15 protein-coding genes are annotated in these 15,552 nt (G+C 65.0%); 3 read left to right on the top strand and 12 right to left on the bottom strand.

Going from position 1 to position 15,552, the window contains the following annotated elements; translation table 11 throughout:
• Window positions 1-21: 21 nt before the first annotated feature.
• The 10 genes from ACVWYI_RS02025 to sdhC all read right to left on the bottom strand — a co-directional run bounded on the left by ACVWYI_RS02025 (window position 22) and on the right by sdhC (window position 10,397).
• Window positions 22-2,154: an OmpA family protein gene (locus ACVWYI_RS02025; protein ID WP_247448481.1), complete on the bottom strand. Its 2,133-nt coding sequence runs from the start codon at window positions 2,152-2,154 to the stop codon at window positions 22-24.
• A gap of 186 nt (window positions 2,155-2,340) precedes the next feature.
• Window positions 2,341-2,583: a hypothetical protein gene (locus ACVWYI_RS02020; protein ID WP_247344586.1), complete on the bottom strand. Its 243-nt coding sequence runs from the start codon at window positions 2,581-2,583 to the stop codon at window positions 2,341-2,343.
• Window positions 2,583-3,092 (bottom strand): pyridoxamine 5'-phosphate oxidase family protein, encoded by a 510-nt coding sequence (locus ACVWYI_RS02015; protein ID WP_456661078.1) that lies wholly within the window; start codon window positions 3,090-3,092, stop codon window positions 2,583-2,585. Before ACVWYI_RS02015 ends, ACVWYI_RS02020 begins: the two co-directional genes overlap by 1 nt.
• A gap of 71 nt (window positions 3,093-3,163) precedes the next feature.
• Window positions 3,164-3,550: a VOC family protein gene (locus ACVWYI_RS02010; protein WP_247344580.1), complete on the bottom strand. Its 387-nt coding sequence runs from the start codon at window positions 3,548-3,550 to the stop codon at window positions 3,164-3,166.
• A 21-nt stretch (window positions 3,551-3,571) separates the two neighbouring features.
• Window positions 3,572-4,396, bottom strand: coding sequence for an FkbM family methyltransferase (locus ACVWYI_RS02005; protein WP_247344576.1), 825 nt, complete (start codon window positions 4,394-4,396; stop codon window positions 3,572-3,574).
• Between the two features lie 170 nt (window positions 4,397-4,566).
• Window positions 4,567-6,741, bottom strand: coding sequence for an ATP-binding protein (locus tag ACVWYI_RS02000; protein WP_456661077.1), 2,175 nt, complete (start codon window positions 6,739-6,741; stop codon window positions 4,567-4,569).
• A gap of 190 nt (window positions 6,742-6,931) precedes the next feature.
• The gene (locus tag ACVWYI_RS01995; protein WP_247444127.1) at window positions 6,932-7,714 is read right to left on the bottom strand and encodes a succinate dehydrogenase iron-sulfur subunit; all 783 of its coding nucleotides are present in this window, start codon (window positions 7,712-7,714) and stop codon (window positions 6,932-6,934) included.
• Window positions 7,715-7,757: 43 nt separating this feature from the next.
• Window positions 7,758-9,593, bottom strand: a complete 1,836-nt coding sequence (gene sdhA / locus ACVWYI_RS01990) for a succinate dehydrogenase flavoprotein subunit (protein ID WP_456661076.1) — start codon at window positions 9,591-9,593, stop codon at window positions 7,758-7,760.
• 4 nt (window positions 9,594-9,597) lie between these two features.
• A complete protein-coding gene (sdhD, locus tag ACVWYI_RS01985) occupies window positions 9,598-10,002 on the bottom strand; it encodes a succinate dehydrogenase, hydrophobic membrane anchor protein (RefSeq protein WP_247344568.1) in 405 nt (134 codons plus the stop codon).
• Window positions 9,999-10,397, bottom strand: coding sequence for a succinate dehydrogenase, cytochrome b556 subunit (sdhC, locus tag ACVWYI_RS01980; protein ID WP_247344566.1), 399 nt, complete (start codon window positions 10,395-10,397; stop codon window positions 9,999-10,001). Before sdhC ends, sdhD begins: the two co-directional genes overlap by 4 nt.
• 502 nt (window positions 10,398-10,899) lie before the next feature.
• Between sdhC and ACVWYI_RS01975 the strand changes: the two genes are divergently transcribed.
• The gene (locus tag ACVWYI_RS01975) at window positions 10,900-11,754 is read left to right on the top strand and encodes a sulfite exporter TauE/SafE family protein (protein ID WP_456661075.1); all 855 of its coding nucleotides are present in this window, start codon (window positions 10,900-10,902) and stop codon (window positions 11,752-11,754) included.
• On the opposite strand, the gene ACVWYI_RS01970 is transcribed toward ACVWYI_RS01975, so the two are convergent.
• Both ACVWYI_RS01970 and ACVWYI_RS01965 read right to left on the bottom strand, forming a co-directional pair.
• Window positions 11,751-12,257, bottom strand: a complete 507-nt coding sequence (locus ACVWYI_RS01970) for a hypothetical protein (protein ID WP_456661074.1) — start codon at window positions 12,255-12,257, stop codon at window positions 11,751-11,753. The two genes, ACVWYI_RS01975 and ACVWYI_RS01970, sit on opposite strands and share 4 nt — an antisense overlap.
• A gap of 27 nt (window positions 12,258-12,284) precedes the next feature.
• Window positions 12,285-13,814, bottom strand: coding sequence for a malonate--CoA ligase (locus tag ACVWYI_RS01965; RefSeq protein WP_456661073.1), 1,530 nt, complete (start codon window positions 13,812-13,814; stop codon window positions 12,285-12,287).
• A 115-nt stretch (window positions 13,815-13,929) separates the two neighbouring features.
• On the opposite strand from ACVWYI_RS01965, the gene ACVWYI_RS01960 reads away from it, so the two are divergent.
• Both ACVWYI_RS01960 and ACVWYI_RS01955 read left to right on the top strand, forming a co-directional pair.
• Window positions 13,930-14,691, top strand: coding sequence for an SDR family oxidoreductase (locus tag ACVWYI_RS01960; RefSeq protein WP_247344554.1), 762 nt, complete (start codon window positions 13,930-13,932; stop codon window positions 14,689-14,691).
• A 291-nt stretch (window positions 14,692-14,982) separates the two neighbouring features.
• Window positions 14,983-15,537, top strand: coding sequence for a fasciclin domain-containing protein (locus tag ACVWYI_RS01955; RefSeq protein ID WP_247444118.1), 555 nt, complete (start codon window positions 14,983-14,985; stop codon window positions 15,535-15,537).
• Window positions 15,538-15,552 lie beyond the last annotated feature (15 nt).

Raw genomic sequence — 15,552 nt, 5'->3', positions numbered from 1 at the left:
ATTTTGCATTTGTGTGTCGCCTCAGCGCGGCGGCGCAGTGCCGGGCGGGGGCGGCGGCAGTGAGGCCTGGCCGCCGTTGAGCAATGGCGTGATGTTGCGGACGGTGACGCGCCGGTTGATCGCGCTCGGCTCTTGCGTCTGCTCCTTCAGGTACTGCTCGCCGTAGCCCTGCGACGTCAGGTTCTCAGCCGGCACACTGAATTGCTGGGTCAGCAATTCGGCCGCGGATTGCGCACGGCGGTCCGACAATGACAGATTGTCGACGTCGTTGCCGACCGCGTCGGTGTGACCTTCGATCAGGAAGACCACGCGCGGGTTGGCCTGGATAGCGCGGTTGAGACCGTCGGCGATCGCTTGCAGCTTCTCCGCCTGGTCCGGTGGGATGGTCCACGATCCTGTCTCGAAGTTGATCGTGTTGACGTCGATGCTCGGCATTTGCATGCGAACATTGGGGCTGTAGCGGATCTCGTCGAGCGTGTAGCGGCGATCGATCCGCTGCACCGGCGGTGCCACCATGGTCTGGTAGATCACGTCCGGCGACGCCTCCTCGGCGTCGACGATGTAGCGATCGTAGGGAATGTTGACCACCGGAGGCGGCGCGTCGACGTAGAAGCCGCCGACCGACCGCGGATCGCGGTAGCTGTTGTCGATGATGATGATCTCGCGCCCGGCTGGGTCCCTGCGGATTCGACGCAGCAATCGACCGTCCTGACCCACCACGGTGATGATCTCGCTGCCGTCGGGACGGATCACCACGGTGCGGTTATCGCCGCCGACAGTGTCGGTGCGGATGTCGCGGGCGCCATAGCGGAAGCGATAGAGATCGTTGCCGCGGACGTATGTCTGCCCACCCGGATCTCGAACGATGATGCGGTCCGGCTCGGTGTAAACGGTGCGGCCGCCTTCGACGGATTCGCGGCGCTGGTTGCGGTAGTCGGCGATGGTGGCGCCGATCACAGCACCGGCGACGACACCTGCACCGATCGCGATCGGCGTCAGATCACGCTGTGGCGGACGCGGCGGTGGAGGCAGGGGTGTGGTCGTCGTGGGCGCGGCGCGGAAGGCCGGCGCAACCGTCGGCGGAGCGTATTGCGCCCTGTTGGGCGGTGGGGTTGCGGCCGCCGAGCCGGGGACGGTGCTCGGTGCTGCGGCCCCGGGGGGAGGCGTCGGCCGGGGTGGGACACCTGCCTGCGGCTGGGTCGGCGGAGCTCCCGCAGCGGGCGCGCCAGCAGGAGGGGTTCCACCCTGACGACCGGGTGGGGGCGTTACGGCGCCGCCTGGGGCGGGCGTCGCTGTCGGGGCCGGGGTAGCGCCGGGTGCGGGAGCCGAACCCGGACGTCCGGTCGGCGGCGGCGTCGGAGCGCCAGCGGGTGCCGGCGTGGCGGTCGGTGCGGGTGTAGCGCCTGGAGCAGGTGACCCTGCAGCCGGAGGCGCGCCAGGACGTCCGCCAGGGGGCGGTGCACCGGGGCGGCCGGTCGGCGGCGTGCCCGGCGTGCTGCGCGGAGCCGGGGTTGCAGTCGGCGCAGGGGTTGCTGTCGGAGCGGGCGTGGCGGTTGGGGCATTAGGCGTCGCCGGGCGCGCTGTGGGAGCGGCAGGTGCCGGAGCAGGTGTCGCCGTGGGAGCAGGCGCGGGCCGTCCCGAAGGGCCCGCTGCGGGAGGCGGCGGTGGCGTCGGGCGAGCCGAAGGCGGCGGTGGCGTGGGCGCGTGCTGCTGCGGAGCTGCGGCGGGCGGCGGTGTGGGAGCCGGGCGCGCCGCGGGCGGTGCCGGAGGCGGCGCATGCTGTTGCGGAGCCGCAGCCGGCGGCGGCGAAGGCGGCTTCGGCGCGGCAGGCGGCGGTGGGGGCGTCGGACGGGCCGCAGGTGGCGGTGGCGGCGCTGCTGGGCGCGGCGGTGCGGCGGCCGGCGGAGGCGCCGCGGGCGGATGGGGCGGTGCAGCTGCGGGCGGCGGTGCGGCCGGGCGCGCGGGCGCCGCCGGAGGCGCGGCCGCTGGTGGTCCCTTCGGCGGCTGCTTCGGTTTTCCGTCAGGGCCGGTTTCCTGTGGCTGCGCCTGCGCAACCACGAGCGGCGCTGCGCTTTGCGCATGCGATGCCGAGTTTGCCAATTGCATCGCGGTCAGAGCCGTGGTGGCAAGCAGCACGAAACGAAGATTAGTCATGATGGTGAACTTCCCCGGAAGGTTCTTTGACGACACGTTGGGATGAACAGCTACGCGTTAGGCCGGATTGTGGCGGACAAAGCGGTCGTGGCCCGATTTATTTCTGCACGCAAATCACCGCACTACAGTGACGTTCATTGCGCATTCAGGCGCAGGTTGCAATTGCCTCAGACCTGATGCTCGGTCTCAAACGCGATCCCGCGGCGGACTTGCGTCCTTCGCGGGATTCGGTGTGAGCGGGCCGTTCGGTCCGCGCGATGGAATCTCTTCAGGCATGCGGCCCGGCAATTCGTCGGGCGGCGCTGGCGAGCCGGGCTCGCGCACCGGCGGCGCGATTTCGGGCTGCGGATTACCGGGCGGAATCCCCGGCGGCGGCTCGGCGGGCGTGCCGGGTGTCGACGGCGGAATCTCGGGCGGCTCGATCGGCATTACATCGAGACCTTGCGGTTATCGCCGATATCGGGCCGCGTGTTTGTCACCGCCGCAGCCGCCATCTTCACATAAGAGATCACGGTGCCGGGCGAGTCCCAGAACTCGGCATCATCAGGCGTGACCTTGAGCACGCGGATGTTCGGATCTTCGGCAGAGTCCCACCACGCCTTGGCCGGCGTCGAGAACAGCTCCTTGATCTTCGCACGGTCGTTGGAGACGATTGCGGTGCCTGTCAGTGAAACGTATTTCTGGCTGCCGGCATCCGCGAACGACAGGTTGATGGACGGGTGACGCGCGATCTCCTCGTCCTTGTGACGCCGCGCGTCGGTGAGGAAATAAATCGTGTTCGCGTTGCGATCGAGATAGGCGCTCATCGGCCGCGCCCGGAGCTTGTCGCCGTCGCGCGTCACCAGCATCGCGAATCCGATCGTCTTCATCAGATCCCAGGCGCGGTTCAAATCGCGGTCCAAATCGCGGTCAACGTCGCGGGCATTGTCGTTGGCCATATCGTGCTCCTGTTGCAAGAGACGACAACGGCGGGCGCGGAACGAGGTTCCGGCCGAAAAACGGAACTTATCTATTCCGGCGCGTGGCAAACCGCCTCGATGTTGTGTCCGTCGGGATCGAGCACGAACGCGCCGTAATAGTCCGGATGATAATGCGCCCGAATGCCGGGTGGTCCATTGTCGCGGCCGCCGGCGGCCAAGGCCGCCTTGTAGAACGCGTCCACCGCGGAGCGGTCCTTGGCCGTGATCGCGACATGCACCGGCTTGTTCAGCGCGCCCTCGCCGCCGATCCAGAAATCCGGCTTGCCGTCGGCGCCGAAGCCGGCGGCCGGATCGTGGCCGGTCTGCTCCTGCGTGACCTCCATGATCAGGCTGTAGCCGAGCGGCGCCAGCGCTTTGGCGTAGAACGCCTTGGCGCGCTCATAGTCGGAGACCGGAAAGCCCATATGGTCGATCATCGCAACCTCCGTCGTTTGTCGTCAGCGCGACAGGAACGTATTGCTCCGCGTCTTGCGCGCAACGGCAAAGCCGCGCGCGACCATGTCGGCAATACAGTCCTGCTGCCATTCCTTTTGTGACAGATGCTCGATCACCACCGCGCGCGGCCATAGCGATTGCGGCGCGTCGCGGAAGAAGCCGATCAGCACGCGGTCCTCGAAGCCTTCGACGTCGATCTTCAACGCGTCCACCTTCGTGACGTCTGCCTCGTCGAGAATGCGCGTCAGCCGCAGCGACGGGACCTTGATGGCCTCCGCGCTGGCGGTGCCGGTGACGACGTGGGTGGCGCCGAGATTGCCGCCGCCGCTCTCGATCATGAGCTCGCCGTCGCTGTCGCCTGCGGCAGCCTGCACCAGGCGCACCTGCGTCGCTTTCGATGCGGCCTGGTTGAATGAGAGCCGCCCAAACGTCATCGGATGCGGTTCGATTGCGACCACTTTCCCTGATGGCCCGACCTGCTGCGCCATCACCAGCGCAAAAGTGCCGACATTGGCGCCGACGTCGACGAACACGCCGCCCGCTGGGGTGTGCTGGCGCAGGAAGTCGAGCTCGTCGAGATTGTAGTCGGGATTGAACAGCGCACCGCGCTCGGTCGCGCTGCCCTGGTGATAGAACCGGAACGAGGCGCCCTGATACGTCACGTCGACGGGACCACCGCGCAGCAAATTGACCAGCCGCGACATCCAGGGCCGGAATGCGCCGCGCTTCAGCCCCGAGCGTTGTGCGAGGCCGATGATCGCGGCCTGCGCCGCATTCGGCGCAAACGCGCCGAATGGCGCGGACGAAGGAGCCTTGTCGGTCGTCAAGTCGGAGTCCTCGTTGTAAGCGGCGCATGCATAACCGGTTTTGCCGGGGACTCCAACGGCGGAAGACGTCTGTACGGGCTTTCCCGGATTGAGCTGCGCACCGTCCGAGCTACGCCTCACGCCGCCTTCTTGACCATCCTCATCATCTTGTCCTGATTCCATGTGCCGGATCATTCGGCAGCGCCGCCACGCACCCGGCGGAGCCGGGCGACCCGATGCAGGATGCGCGACAGCTGATCGATTGCGTAGGGCTTTTGCACGAGCTCGAAATCGAAATTGCCGTCCTGGGACAGCGCCTCGCTGTAGCCGGTCGTCAGCACGACCGGCACGCCGATGCCGCGGTCGCGGATCGCCTGCGCGAGATCGAGCCCGGTCATGCCCGACATCACGATGTCCGAGAAAACGACATCGAAGCGATCGGCGTCCATGACCAGCTCGGCGAGTGCATCGGTTGCATTGTCGACCAGCGTGATGCTGTAGCCGAGTTCGGTGAGGCCGTCGGCGGCGAAATTGGCGAGCTCGATATTGTCCTCGACCAGCAGCACCGACATGCCGCTGCCGGCCACTGCCGGGGCCGTGTTCGGTGCCTGCCGCTGCGGCAGCAGGTGCGGCGCCACGCGCGGCAGATAGAGCGAGAAGGTGCTGCCTTGGCCCACCTCGCTGGTGACCGTCACCTCGCCGCCGGACTGCCGGGCGAAGCCGAACAGCTGCGACAGGCCGAGACCGGTGCCGTGGCCGACCTGCTTGGTGGTGAAGAACGGCTCGAAGATGCGCTCGAGCCGCGCAGCCGGAATGCCGATGCCGGTGTCGCTGACGGCAATGCTGACGAAGCCCAGATGACCTGGAAGATCATGGGTGCCTGTACGGTGATGGCTGCCCGAGACGGGAGCCCGCGTCTCCGTAATCGTCGTCACGGTCTCGACGTTGAAAACGATCCTGCCCTTGCCGTGCATGGCATCGCGCGCATTGGTCGCCATGTTGATCAACGCCGTCTCGAACTGGCTTGCATCGGCATTGACGAGGCAGGGCTCGGCCGGCAGCCGCATCGCGATTTCGATCGCGGGTCCGAGCAGCGTCGCGAGCATGTCGTGCAGCGACTGCATCCGCGCGCCGACGTCGAACACCTCAGGCTTCAAGGTCTGGCGCCGCGCAAACGCGAGCAGCTGCGATGTCAGTTTGGCCGCGCGTGCGACCGCGTCCGCGATGGCGGTGATGTAGCGCTGGCGCCGCTCCTCGCTCAGTTGCGGCCGGTTCAACAGGTCGACGGAGGCGCGGATCACGGTCAGGAGGTTGTTGAAATCGTGCGCGACGCCCCCGGTGAGCTGCCCGAGCGCCTCCAGGCGCTGGCTGTGCTTGAGTGCTTCCTCGGCTTCACGTCGCGCTGCGGCCTCGGCCTGGAGATGCTGGGTGCGCCGGATCGCCAGCGCCAGCAGCAGGAACAGCAGCGCGGTGGCGGGAACGCCGAACACCAGATGCTGGCCCATGGTGGCGAACCAGCGCGCGCGGATGGCCGAGGTCTCGAGCCCCGCGCTGACATAGATCGGATATTCGGCGACGCGCCGGTAACCGATGCGGCGCTCGATTCCGTCCGAAGCCCATGCGACGGTGATGAGGCCGTGCTCGGGCTGAGCTGCGATGTTCCGGCCGACCGGTCCGTTGGGATCGAGCCGAAGGTCGCGGTCGAGCCGCGGAAGATGCGCCAGCACCACCCCGTCGGTGCGTCCCATCGCGAAGAAGCTGCCGGGATCGGAGCCGATCCTGGCATAGAAGCTCTCGAAATATTCGGGCAGGACGGAGGCCTGGATCACGCCGATGAAACTGCCGTCGTCGGAGTCACGGCGGCGGCTGACCCCGAAGAAGCGAGCACCCTGATAGGGCGCGCGCGGCGTCAGCGAGGCGCCGATGAATGTGCCGATGGTCTGGTCGACATGGGCATAGAAATAGTCGCGGTCCGCAAAGCTCTGCTCCGGCGGCGGCGAGGCAAGGCTGTTGACCAGCGACTTTCCGTCCGCATCGAAGATCCAGGCCGATTTGAGCTGCGGCAGCGATAAGGTCAGCTGCTTCAGGCGGCGGTGCAGGGCCGGTTCGCGCGAGCGGATGACGTCGTCGGGCAGGCCGCGCACCACCTCGTTGAGCTCGGCGAGGCTGCGGTCGATCGTCTCGAACACCTTGAGTGCGTGCTCATGTGCGACATCGAGGGTGCGCTCGATCTCGCGGTCGGCGATGTCGTGTGTCGAGGTGTAGGAGATCGAGGATGCGATCGCGAACAACGCAATCGGGAGCGCCAGGGATGCGCCCATCATCCACTGCAACAGTCTCAGCGAATTGCGTTGCGCGCCCTGCACGGTCGCTCCGGTCCCACACCGGAGAGCTTACTTGAATTTTACGCCGGGAAGGAAGCGGCTTGTGGCGGTAACCGGAGGTTGCAATCCGCCGGTGCGCTCGCTCACGGGGCGGAGGAGAAATCTACTCCAACAGGCGCCCGCCATAGAATGCCCCGGCCGTTTCGGCCGGGGATCGCAGCATGAATGACGCCTAGATCTGGCGCTCGACCAGCTTGAGCTTGAGCTCGGCGATGGCTTCCGCCGGGTTGAGGCCCTTCGGGCATGCCTTGGCGCAGTTCATGATGGTGTGGCAGCGGTAGAGGCGGAACGGATCCTCGAGATCGTCGAGGCGCTCGCCGGTGGCCTCATCCCGTGAATCGGACACCCAGCGGTTGGCCTGGAGCAGCGCGGCGGGACCGAGATAGCGCTCGCTGTTCCACCAATAGCTCGGGCAGGAGGTCGAGCAGCAGGCGCAGAGGATGCACTCGTAGAGGCCGTCGAGCTTCTCGCGGTCCTCGTGGCTCTGCTTCCATTCCTTCTGCGGCGTCGGCGAGGTCGTCTTCAGCCACGGCTCGATCGACGCATATTGCGCGTAGAAATTGGTGAGGTCGGGGACCAGGTCCTTCACCACCGGCTGGTGCGGCAGCGGATTGATCTTCACCGCGCCGTCCTTCACGTCGTGCATCGAGCGGGTGCAGGCCAGCGTGTTCTGGCCGTCGATGTTCATCGCGCAGGAGCCGCAGACGCCTTCGCGGCAGGAGCGGCGGAAGGTCAGCGACGGGTCGATATGGTTCTTGATCCAGATCAGGCCGTCCAGCACCATCGGACCGCAATCATGGGTGTCGACGTAATAGGTGTCGACGCTCGGATTTTTGCCGTCGTCCGGATTCCAGCGATAGACGCGGAATTCGCGCGTTTCGGTCGCGCCCGCGGGCTTCGGCCAGGACTTGCCGCCGGTGATTTTCGAGTTCTTCGGAAGTGCGAATTCAACCATTTCGATTAAGGCCTTCGCTGTTCGATCAATACACGCGCGCCGCTTAGTAAACGCGAGCTTTGGGCGGGATGTACTGGACGTCGTTGGTCATGGTGTAGTCGTGAACCGGGCGGTACTCGATCTTGACCTTGCCGGAGTCTTCCAGCCAGGCCAGCGTGTGCTTCATCCAGTTCTTGTCGTCGCGGTCGGAAAAGTCCTCGCGGGCATGCGCGCCACGGCTCTCGGTGCGGTTGGCGGCCGAGTTCATCGTCACCACCGCCTGCGAGATCAGATTGTCGAATTCGAGCGTCTCGATCAGGTCGGAATTCCACACCAGCGAGCGGTCGGACACGGCGATGTCGGTGATGCCGCTGTGGACCTTCTCGATCAGATTCTGACCTTCGCTCAGGATGTCGCCGGTGCGGAACACTGCGCAATTGTTCTGCATCACATGCTGCATGCCTTCGCGCAGTTTTGCGGTCGGCGTACCACCGGAGGCGTAGCGGTAATGGTCGAGGCGACCGAGCGCGAGATCGGCCGAATTCGCCGGCAGTTCGGGCTGCTTGGCGTTGGGCGTGAGCTTTTCGGCCAGCCGCAGCGCGGCGGCGCGGCCGAACACGACCAGGTCGATCAGTGAGTTCGAGCCGAGGCGGTTGGCGCCGTGCACGGAGACGCAGGCCGCTTCGCCGATTGCCATCAGGCCGGGGATGATGGCGTTGTCGTCGCCGTCCATCTTGGTCAGCACTTCGCCGTGATAATTCGTGGGGATGCCGCCCATGTTGTAGTGCACGGTCGGCACGATCGGGATCGGCTCGCGTGTCACGTCGACATTGGCGAAGATCTTTGCCGATTCGGAGATGCCCGGCAGGCGCTCGGCGAGCACCGCGGGATCGAGATGGTCGAGATGAAGAAAGATGTGGTCCTTCTTCTTGCCGACGCCGCGGCCTTCGCGAATCTCGATGGTCATCGCGCGCGAGACGACGTCGCGTGAGGCGAGGTCCTTCGCCGACGGCGCATAACGCTCCATGAAGCGCTCGCCTTCGGAGTTGACGAGATAGCCGCCTTCGCCGCGCGCGCCTTCGGTCACGAGACAGCCCGAGCCGTAGATGCCGGTCGGGTGGAACTGCACGAATTCCATGTCCTGCATCGGCAGGCCGGCGCGCAGCACCATGCCGCCGCCGTCACCGGTGCAGGTGTGCGCCGAGGTGCAGGAGGCATAGGCGCGACCATAACCGCCGGTCGCGAGAATCACCGTCTGGGCCCGGAAGCGGTGCAGCGTGCCGTCGTCGAGCTTGATCGCGATGACGCCGCGGCAGGTGCCCTGGTCGTCCATGATCAGGTCGATGGCGAAGAACTCGATGAAGAACTCGGCCGCGTGGCGCAGCGACTGGCCGTACATCGTGTGCAGCATGGCGTGGCCGGTGCGGTCGGCGGCGGCGCAGGTGCGCTGCGCCTGGCCTTTGCCGTAGTCCATGGTCATGCCGCCGAACGGGCGCTGGTAGATCTTGCCGTCTTCGGTGCGCGAGAACGGCACGCCCCAGTGCTCGAGCTCGTAGACCGCCTCGGGCGCGTTGCGCACCATGTATTCGATCGCGTCCTGGTCGCCCAGCCAGTCCGACCCCTTCACGGTGTCGTACATGTGCCAGCGCCAGTCGTCCTTGTGCATGTTGCCGAGCGAAGCCGAGATGCCGCCTTGCGCCGCGACCGTATGCGAGCGGGTCGGAAACACTTTGGTGATGCAGGCCGTGCGGAGGCCGGCTTCGCCGCAGCCGACCACGGCGCGCAAGCCCGCGCCGCCGGCGCCGACCACGACGACGTCATAGGTGTGGTCTTCGATCGGATAGGCTTTTCCGTTGGTGGCGGGAGCGCCGTTGCCCTTGCCATTCGTTCCTGTGGCCATGGGTTTACACTCCGGAGGAAAGTTTCACGATCGCGTAGGTCGAGGCGAGCGCCACGGCGATCGAGAAGAAATTGTTGAGCATGACCGAGATGAGCTTCAGCTTCTCGTTATGGATGTAGTCCTCGATCACGACCTGCATGCCGATCTTCATGTGCCAGACGCTGGCGACGATGAAGAGCAGCATGATCACCGCGATCGGCAGCGAGCCGAGGATCACCTTGGCGCCGGCCTGGTTGCTGCCGAGTGTCATCATGACGACGACAATCACCGGCAGCATCAGCAGGGTCATCGCGACGGCGGTGATGCGCTGGCGCCAGAAATCGGAGGTGCCGGAATGTGCGGCGCCGAGATTGCGGACGCGCCCGAGCGGGGTGCGCATGCTGCGCTTCGGGGTGTCGGCTGCGCTCATCGTACACCTCCGATCGCGTAGGCGATGATCCAGATCAGCACCGTCAGCACGATGCCGCCGATCAGCGCGCCCCAGGTCAGCGCTTCGCGCTCATTGGCCTTGAAGCCGTAACCGAGATCCCACACCAGGTGCCGGAGGCCGCTCAACATATGGTGCATCAGCGCCCAGGTGTAGCCGAACACGATCAGCCGGCCGATGATGCTGCCGGTGAACGCCTGGACGGTGGCGTAGGCGGCGTGGCCGGAGGCTGCGGCGACCAGCCACCAGACCAGTAGCAGCGTCCCGGCGTAAAGGGCGATGCCGGTGGCGCGATGGACGATGGAAAGGGCCATCGTCAGCGTCCAGCGGTAGACTTGCATGTGGGGAGAAAGCGGTCGTTCGATCCGTGCGGTCATGGGCTTCGATTGCTTTATTGCGGCCCAGCATGGGCGCGCGGGGATCGCGGAAGGTCGGCTCTATTTACGGAGTCGATTTGGCCTGCGCAATCACCAATTCGCCATCAATCGAACCGGCGTTCAGCGCTATGGCGTTGATGAAACAAGGCCAATCCGGTGCCTGGTATACCAGAGCGCGGGCCCACGGACCAAACATGGAATATCTATTCATTTCTTCGTGCTTCCCGTCCATCGTCATTGAAATCGCTGTTGGAACACCTCTAAACGGACCATCCCGTCCAAACTTCCGATGGCATGTGCCAGCTGACCTCCCGACCCGGTCTGCAAGCTGCCGCTTCACCATTTTTGGGGCATCTGCCGGATATGCGCAGCCTGCATTCCACCCCAGCCCGCAAATGCGATGTGTCGACCGCGCAAACCAGATCGCTTACAGCTTTCCGCGCAACCATGTCCGGGCGCATGCTTCGGAGACGTTGCGACCAGTCGCGGGGGCAGGTCAGGGGTGATTGCAGGTCTCGATATCAAGGAGATCGTCGAACTCGCGCTGCTGCTGATCGCAACGGGCGCGCTCTCGGGATTTCTGGCCGGCGTGTTCGGCATCGGCGGCGGCGCGATTCTGGTGCCGGTGTTTTATGAGTGCTTCCGCATCGCCGGCGTGCCACTCGAAGTGCGCATGCCGCTCTGCATCGGCACGTCGCTGGCCGTGATCATCCCGACCTCGATCCGTTCGTTCCAGGCGCATTACAAGCGCGGCGCCGTCGACATCCCCATCCTTCGCGTCTGGTGGCTACCGATCGTAATCGGTGTCATCGCAGGCAGCGTGGTCGCGCGCTACGCGCCGGAGCGGCTGTTCAAGATCGTGTTCGTCGCCGTCGCCTGGTCGGCCGCGGTACGGCTGATCTTCGCGCGCGAGAGCTGGAAGCTCGGAGATGACTTGCCGAAGGGTCCGCTGATGCGAATCTACGGCTTCTGCGTCGGCATTCTGTCGACATTGATGGGCATCGGCGGCGGCCTGTTCTCGAACCTGCTGATGACCTTCTACGGCCGGCCGATCCATCAGGCAGTGGCCACATCGTCGGCGCTCGCGGTGCTGATCTCGATCCCCGGCGCGCTCGGCTACATTTACGCCGGCTGGCCGGCGGCGGCCAGCTATCCCGGCGTTGCAGCCCTGCAAGTCCCATTCGCGCTCGGCTACGTCTCCCTGATCGGCGCCGTGCTGGTGATGCCGATGAGCCTCGTCACCGCACCACTCGGCGTGCGAGCCGCGCATGCAATGTCGAAGCGGACGCTGGAGGTGGGGTTCGGGTGTTATCTCTTCATTGTCGGCAGCCGATTTGTGTTGAGCCTGGTGGGCTAGTTAACCGACCGGTCCTTCAATCTCACTTCGCTCCGAGTCCACACCCGGAGATCACCTTGCGCATCCAGGAGGTCGGCCTCGACCAACGCCTGAATGCGGGCCGCGAACACTTCATATTCGATAGGTGCGCCTAGCTCTCCCTCCTCGACCTTCTCCGCCGCGCAGTAAAGGACCATCGCCACCTTCTGCCAGCGAGGTTTCATCACGGAGAAAATGATTCGATCGATATCGGTCTCCAGCACCGATGGCGGCAGCGAGACTTCCTCCCAGCGAACGGTGCTGTCGATTGTTGCCGGCGGTAGCGGCGGCCCAAGGTCAGGGTATCTTTTGTAGATCAGTCGCAGAAGCTTGAACTGCAAATGGAAAACCGCCGTTACAAGCGGTTCTGCAAACAGCTTTCTGCCGTCATCGCCAACATCGACGATCGCGGCCTCAGCTCGGCGGAATGCCGCGGCAGCATCGAGCAGGTGTTTGTGTATCTTTTTTGCTTGCTCTCGGTTCATGTCCCCCAGCCCGGAGCGATTGTGCCCCTATTTCTTCGCGTACAGATCCTTGTACGTATCCCGCAAAATATTCTTCTGCACCTTGCCCATGGTGTTGCGCGGCAGCTCGTCGACGACAAAGACGCGCTTGGGCATCTTGAACTTTGCCAGCCGGCCGTCGAGCGCCTTCAGCACCGCCGCCTCGCTCACATCGGCGCCCTTGTTGCAGACCAGCACGGCCGTGACGCCCTCGCCGAAATCGGCATGGGGCACGCCAATCACGGCTGATTCGATCACGCCGGGCATGGCGTCGATCTCGCTCTCGATTTCCTTGGGGTAGACGTTGAAGCCGCCGGAGATCACGAGATCCTTGCCGCGGCCGAGAATGTGGACATAGCCCTTGGCGTCGATCTTGCCGAGGTCGCCGGTGATGAAGAAGCCGTCGTCGCGGAATTCCGCCTTGGTCTTCTCCGGCATGCGCCAATAGCCTTTGAACACGTTCGGGCCCTTGACCTCGATCATGCCGATTTCTTCACGCGGCAGTTCCTTGGCGGTTTCAGGATCGGTCACGCGTACGGAGACGCCGGGGAGGGGAAAGCCGACCGCGCCGGGCACGCGCTCGCCGTCATAGGGATTCGACGTATTCATGTTGGTCTCGGTCATGCCGTAGCGCTCGAGCACCGCGTGCCCCGTGCGCGCCGACCATTCGCGATGGGTTTCGGCCAGCAACGGCGCCGAGCCCGAGATGAACAGCCGCATGTGTTGTGTGGTGTCGCGCGACAGCGCGGGATTTTGCAGAAGCCGCGTATAGAAGGTCGGCACGCCCATCAGCACCGTGGCACGCGCCATCAGCTTGATGATCAGATCCGGGTCGAGTTTTGGCAGGAAGATCATCGACGCGCGCGCGAACAGCGTCACGTTGGTGGCCACGAACAGGCCGTGGGTGTGGTAGATCGGCAGCGCGTGGATCAGCACGTCCTTGTCGGTGAAGCCCCAGTAGCCGACGAGCGCGAGCGAGTTCGATGCCAGATTGTCATGGGTCAGCATCGCGCCCTTGGAGCGGCCGGTGGTGCCCGACGTGTAGAGGATCGCGGCGAGATCGTCGTTTGCACGCGACACCGTGGCGAATTCGCTGCTCGCCTTGTCGGCGGCCTCTGTCAGCGAGCCCTTGCCGTTCGGCCCGAGCGTCTCGACTTTTGCCTTCACCTTGGCGGCGATCGGGGCAAGGCCCTCCGCCTTGGAGGGATCGCAGACCACCAGCGAGGGCTCGGCATCGCCGATGAAGTAGTCGAGCTCGTTCAGCGTATAGGCGGAGTTGAGCGGCAGATAGACCGCGCCGGCCCGCACCGTGGCCAGGTACAGCATGATGTTGGCCACGGATTTCTCGACCTGCACCGCAACGCGATCGCCGGGCTTCACGCCGCGCGCGACCAGCACATTCGCCATTTGACCGGCCCGCGCGATCAGATCGCCATAGCTGATGCGCCCTCCGTCATGCGTCTCGATCGCAAGGCGCTTCGGATCGTCCAGGCCGTCGAACAGGCGGGAAAACAGGTTGGCGTTGGCAGCTGGGTTCATGCAAGATTTCCTCGACCGCAGGAACTTGTACGACAAGGCTCGTCAGACAAGGCCGGTCAAAACCGAGGGCTGGATTAGCAAAAACCGCCCCAATGAAGCAACGGAGACAGTTTGCATGACCAAAAACGGGAAACGCGTGGCCTGGGTCACGGGCGGGGGCAGCGGGATCGGGGAAGCCGGTGCCGAGGCGCTCGCGGCCGACGGCTGGATCGTCGTGGTCTCGGGCCGCCGCAAGGACGCCCTCGATACCGTGGTTGCGAAGATCGCCGGGGACGGCGGGGCGGCCGAGGCGATTGCTCTGGACGTGTCGGTCGCCTCCGAAGCCCAGAAGGCGGCCGATCAAATCGTCGCGAAGCACGGCCGGATCGACCTGCTCGTGAACAATGCCGGTATCAATGTTCCCAAGCGGAGCTGGAAGGACATGGAACTGGAGGGCTGGGACCAACTGGTCCAGGTCAATCTCAACGGCGTGCTCTATTGCATGCGCGCGGTGCTGCCGACGATGCGCAAGCAGCAGGACGGCGCCATCATCAACGTCTCGTCCTGGGCCGGCCGCCACGTCTCGAAAATGCCGGGCCCGGCCTACACCACCACCAAACACGCCGTGCTGGCGCTGACCCATTCCTTCAACATGGACGAATGCGTCAACGGCCTGCGCGCCTGCTGCCTGATGCCGGGCGAGGTGGCGACCCCGATCCTGAAGCTGCGCCCGGTGGTGCCGAGCGAGGCCGAGCAGGCGAAGATGCTGCAATCCGAAGATCTGGGCCGCACCATCGCGTTCATCGCGAGCATGCCGGCGCGGGTGTGCATCAACGAGCTGCTGATCAGCCCGACGCATAATCGCGGGTTTATCCAGACGCCGCACAACAGGGATTAGCAGCTCGTCATTGCGAGCGAAGCGAAGCAATCCAGAAAAGTATCCGCGGAAACAGCCTGGATTGCTTCGTCGCTTCGCTCCTCGCAATGACGACGTGGATGCACCCCACGAACATCCCTCCGCATAGTTTCACGCATCACGATAAATTATTGTTCGAAACCCCATCGCAAGCCCTCCCGTAGTTTGAGCCAACGACGGTGCTACTGCCTCAAGTCAAACTGTCGCAAGCGCCGTTGTTGCCCAACTCGAACGCCGGCCGATGCCGGTCACCATCCAATCGGGAGACTCTCCATGTCGAAGCGTATTGCCTATCTCGCTGCCGCCGCGTTCAGCACCCTGGCCATCACCGCGACCGTCGTCGCGCCCGCCCGCGCCGAGGAAAAGACCGTCATGGTCGGCGGCGCCGCGATGTTCCCGTCCAAGAACATCGTCCAGAACGCCGTCAACTCGAAGGACCACACCACGCTGGTGGCGGCGGTGAAGGCGGCCGGCCTGGTGCCGACGCTGGAAGGCAAGGGCCCGTTCACGGTGTTCGCGCCGACCAACACCGCCTTCGGCAAGCTGCCGGCCGGCACCGTCGACACTCTGGTCAAGCCTGAGAACAAGGCCACTCTGACCAGGATCCTGACCTACCATGTCGTGCCCGGCAAGCTCGAGGCCTCCGACCTCACCGACGGCAAGAAGATGAAGACCGCCGAAGGCGAGGAACTAACGGTGAAGAAGCAGGACGGCAAGGTCTGGATCGTCGATGCCAAGGGCGGCACCTCGATGGTGACGATCAGCAACGTCAACCAGTCCAACGGCGTGATCCATGTGGTCGATACCGTGCTGATGCCCGCGACGTAACCCCGCGCGGTCCGG

The organism is Bradyrhizobium sp. LB13.1 (assembly GCF_054056815.1).
This window is presented reverse-complemented; position numbering and strand designations above follow the sequence as displayed.

Coding starts and splice junctions, on each gene's coding strand:
- ACVWYI_RS01970 (WP_456661074.1), bottom strand. CDS start 12,257: ATGAACCGAGAGCAAGCAAAAAAGATACACAAACACCTGCTCGATGCT.
- ACVWYI_RS01960 (WP_247344554.1), top strand. CDS start 13,930: ATGACCAAAAACGGGAAACGCGTGGCCTGGGTCACGGGCGGGGGCAGC.
- ACVWYI_RS02025 (WP_247448481.1), bottom strand. CDS start 2,154: ATGACTAATCTTCGTTTCGTGCTGCTTGCCACCACGGCTCTGACCGCG.
- ACVWYI_RS01965 (WP_456661073.1), bottom strand. CDS start 13,814: ATGAACCCAGCTGCCAACGCCAACCTGTTTTCCCGCCTGTTCGACGGC.
- ACVWYI_RS01995 (WP_247444127.1), bottom strand. CDS start 7,714: ATGGTTGAATTCGCACTTCCGAAGAACTCGAAAATCACCGGCGGCAAG.
- sdhD (WP_247344568.1), bottom strand. CDS start 10,002: ATGAGCGCAGCCGACACCCCGAAGCGCAGCATGCGCACCCCGCTCGGG.
- ACVWYI_RS02015 (WP_456661078.1), bottom strand. CDS start 3,092: ATGGCCAACGACAATGCCCGCGACGTTGACCGCGATTTGGACCGCGAT.
- sdhA (WP_456661076.1), bottom strand. CDS start 9,593: ATGGCCACAGGAACGAATGGCAAGGGCAACGGCGCTCCCGCCACCAAC.
- ACVWYI_RS01955 (WP_247444118.1), top strand. CDS start 14,983: ATGTCGAAGCGTATTGCCTATCTCGCTGCCGCCGCGTTCAGCACCCTG.
- sdhC (WP_247344566.1), bottom strand. CDS start 10,397: ATGACCGCACGGATCGAACGACCGCTTTCTCCCCACATGCAAGTCTAC.
- ACVWYI_RS02020 (WP_247344586.1), bottom strand. CDS start 2,583: ATGCCGATCGAGCCGCCCGAGATTCCGCCGTCGACACCCGGCACGCCC.
- ACVWYI_RS02010 (WP_247344580.1), bottom strand. CDS start 3,550: ATGATCGACCATATGGGCTTTCCGGTCTCCGACTATGAGCGCGCCAAG.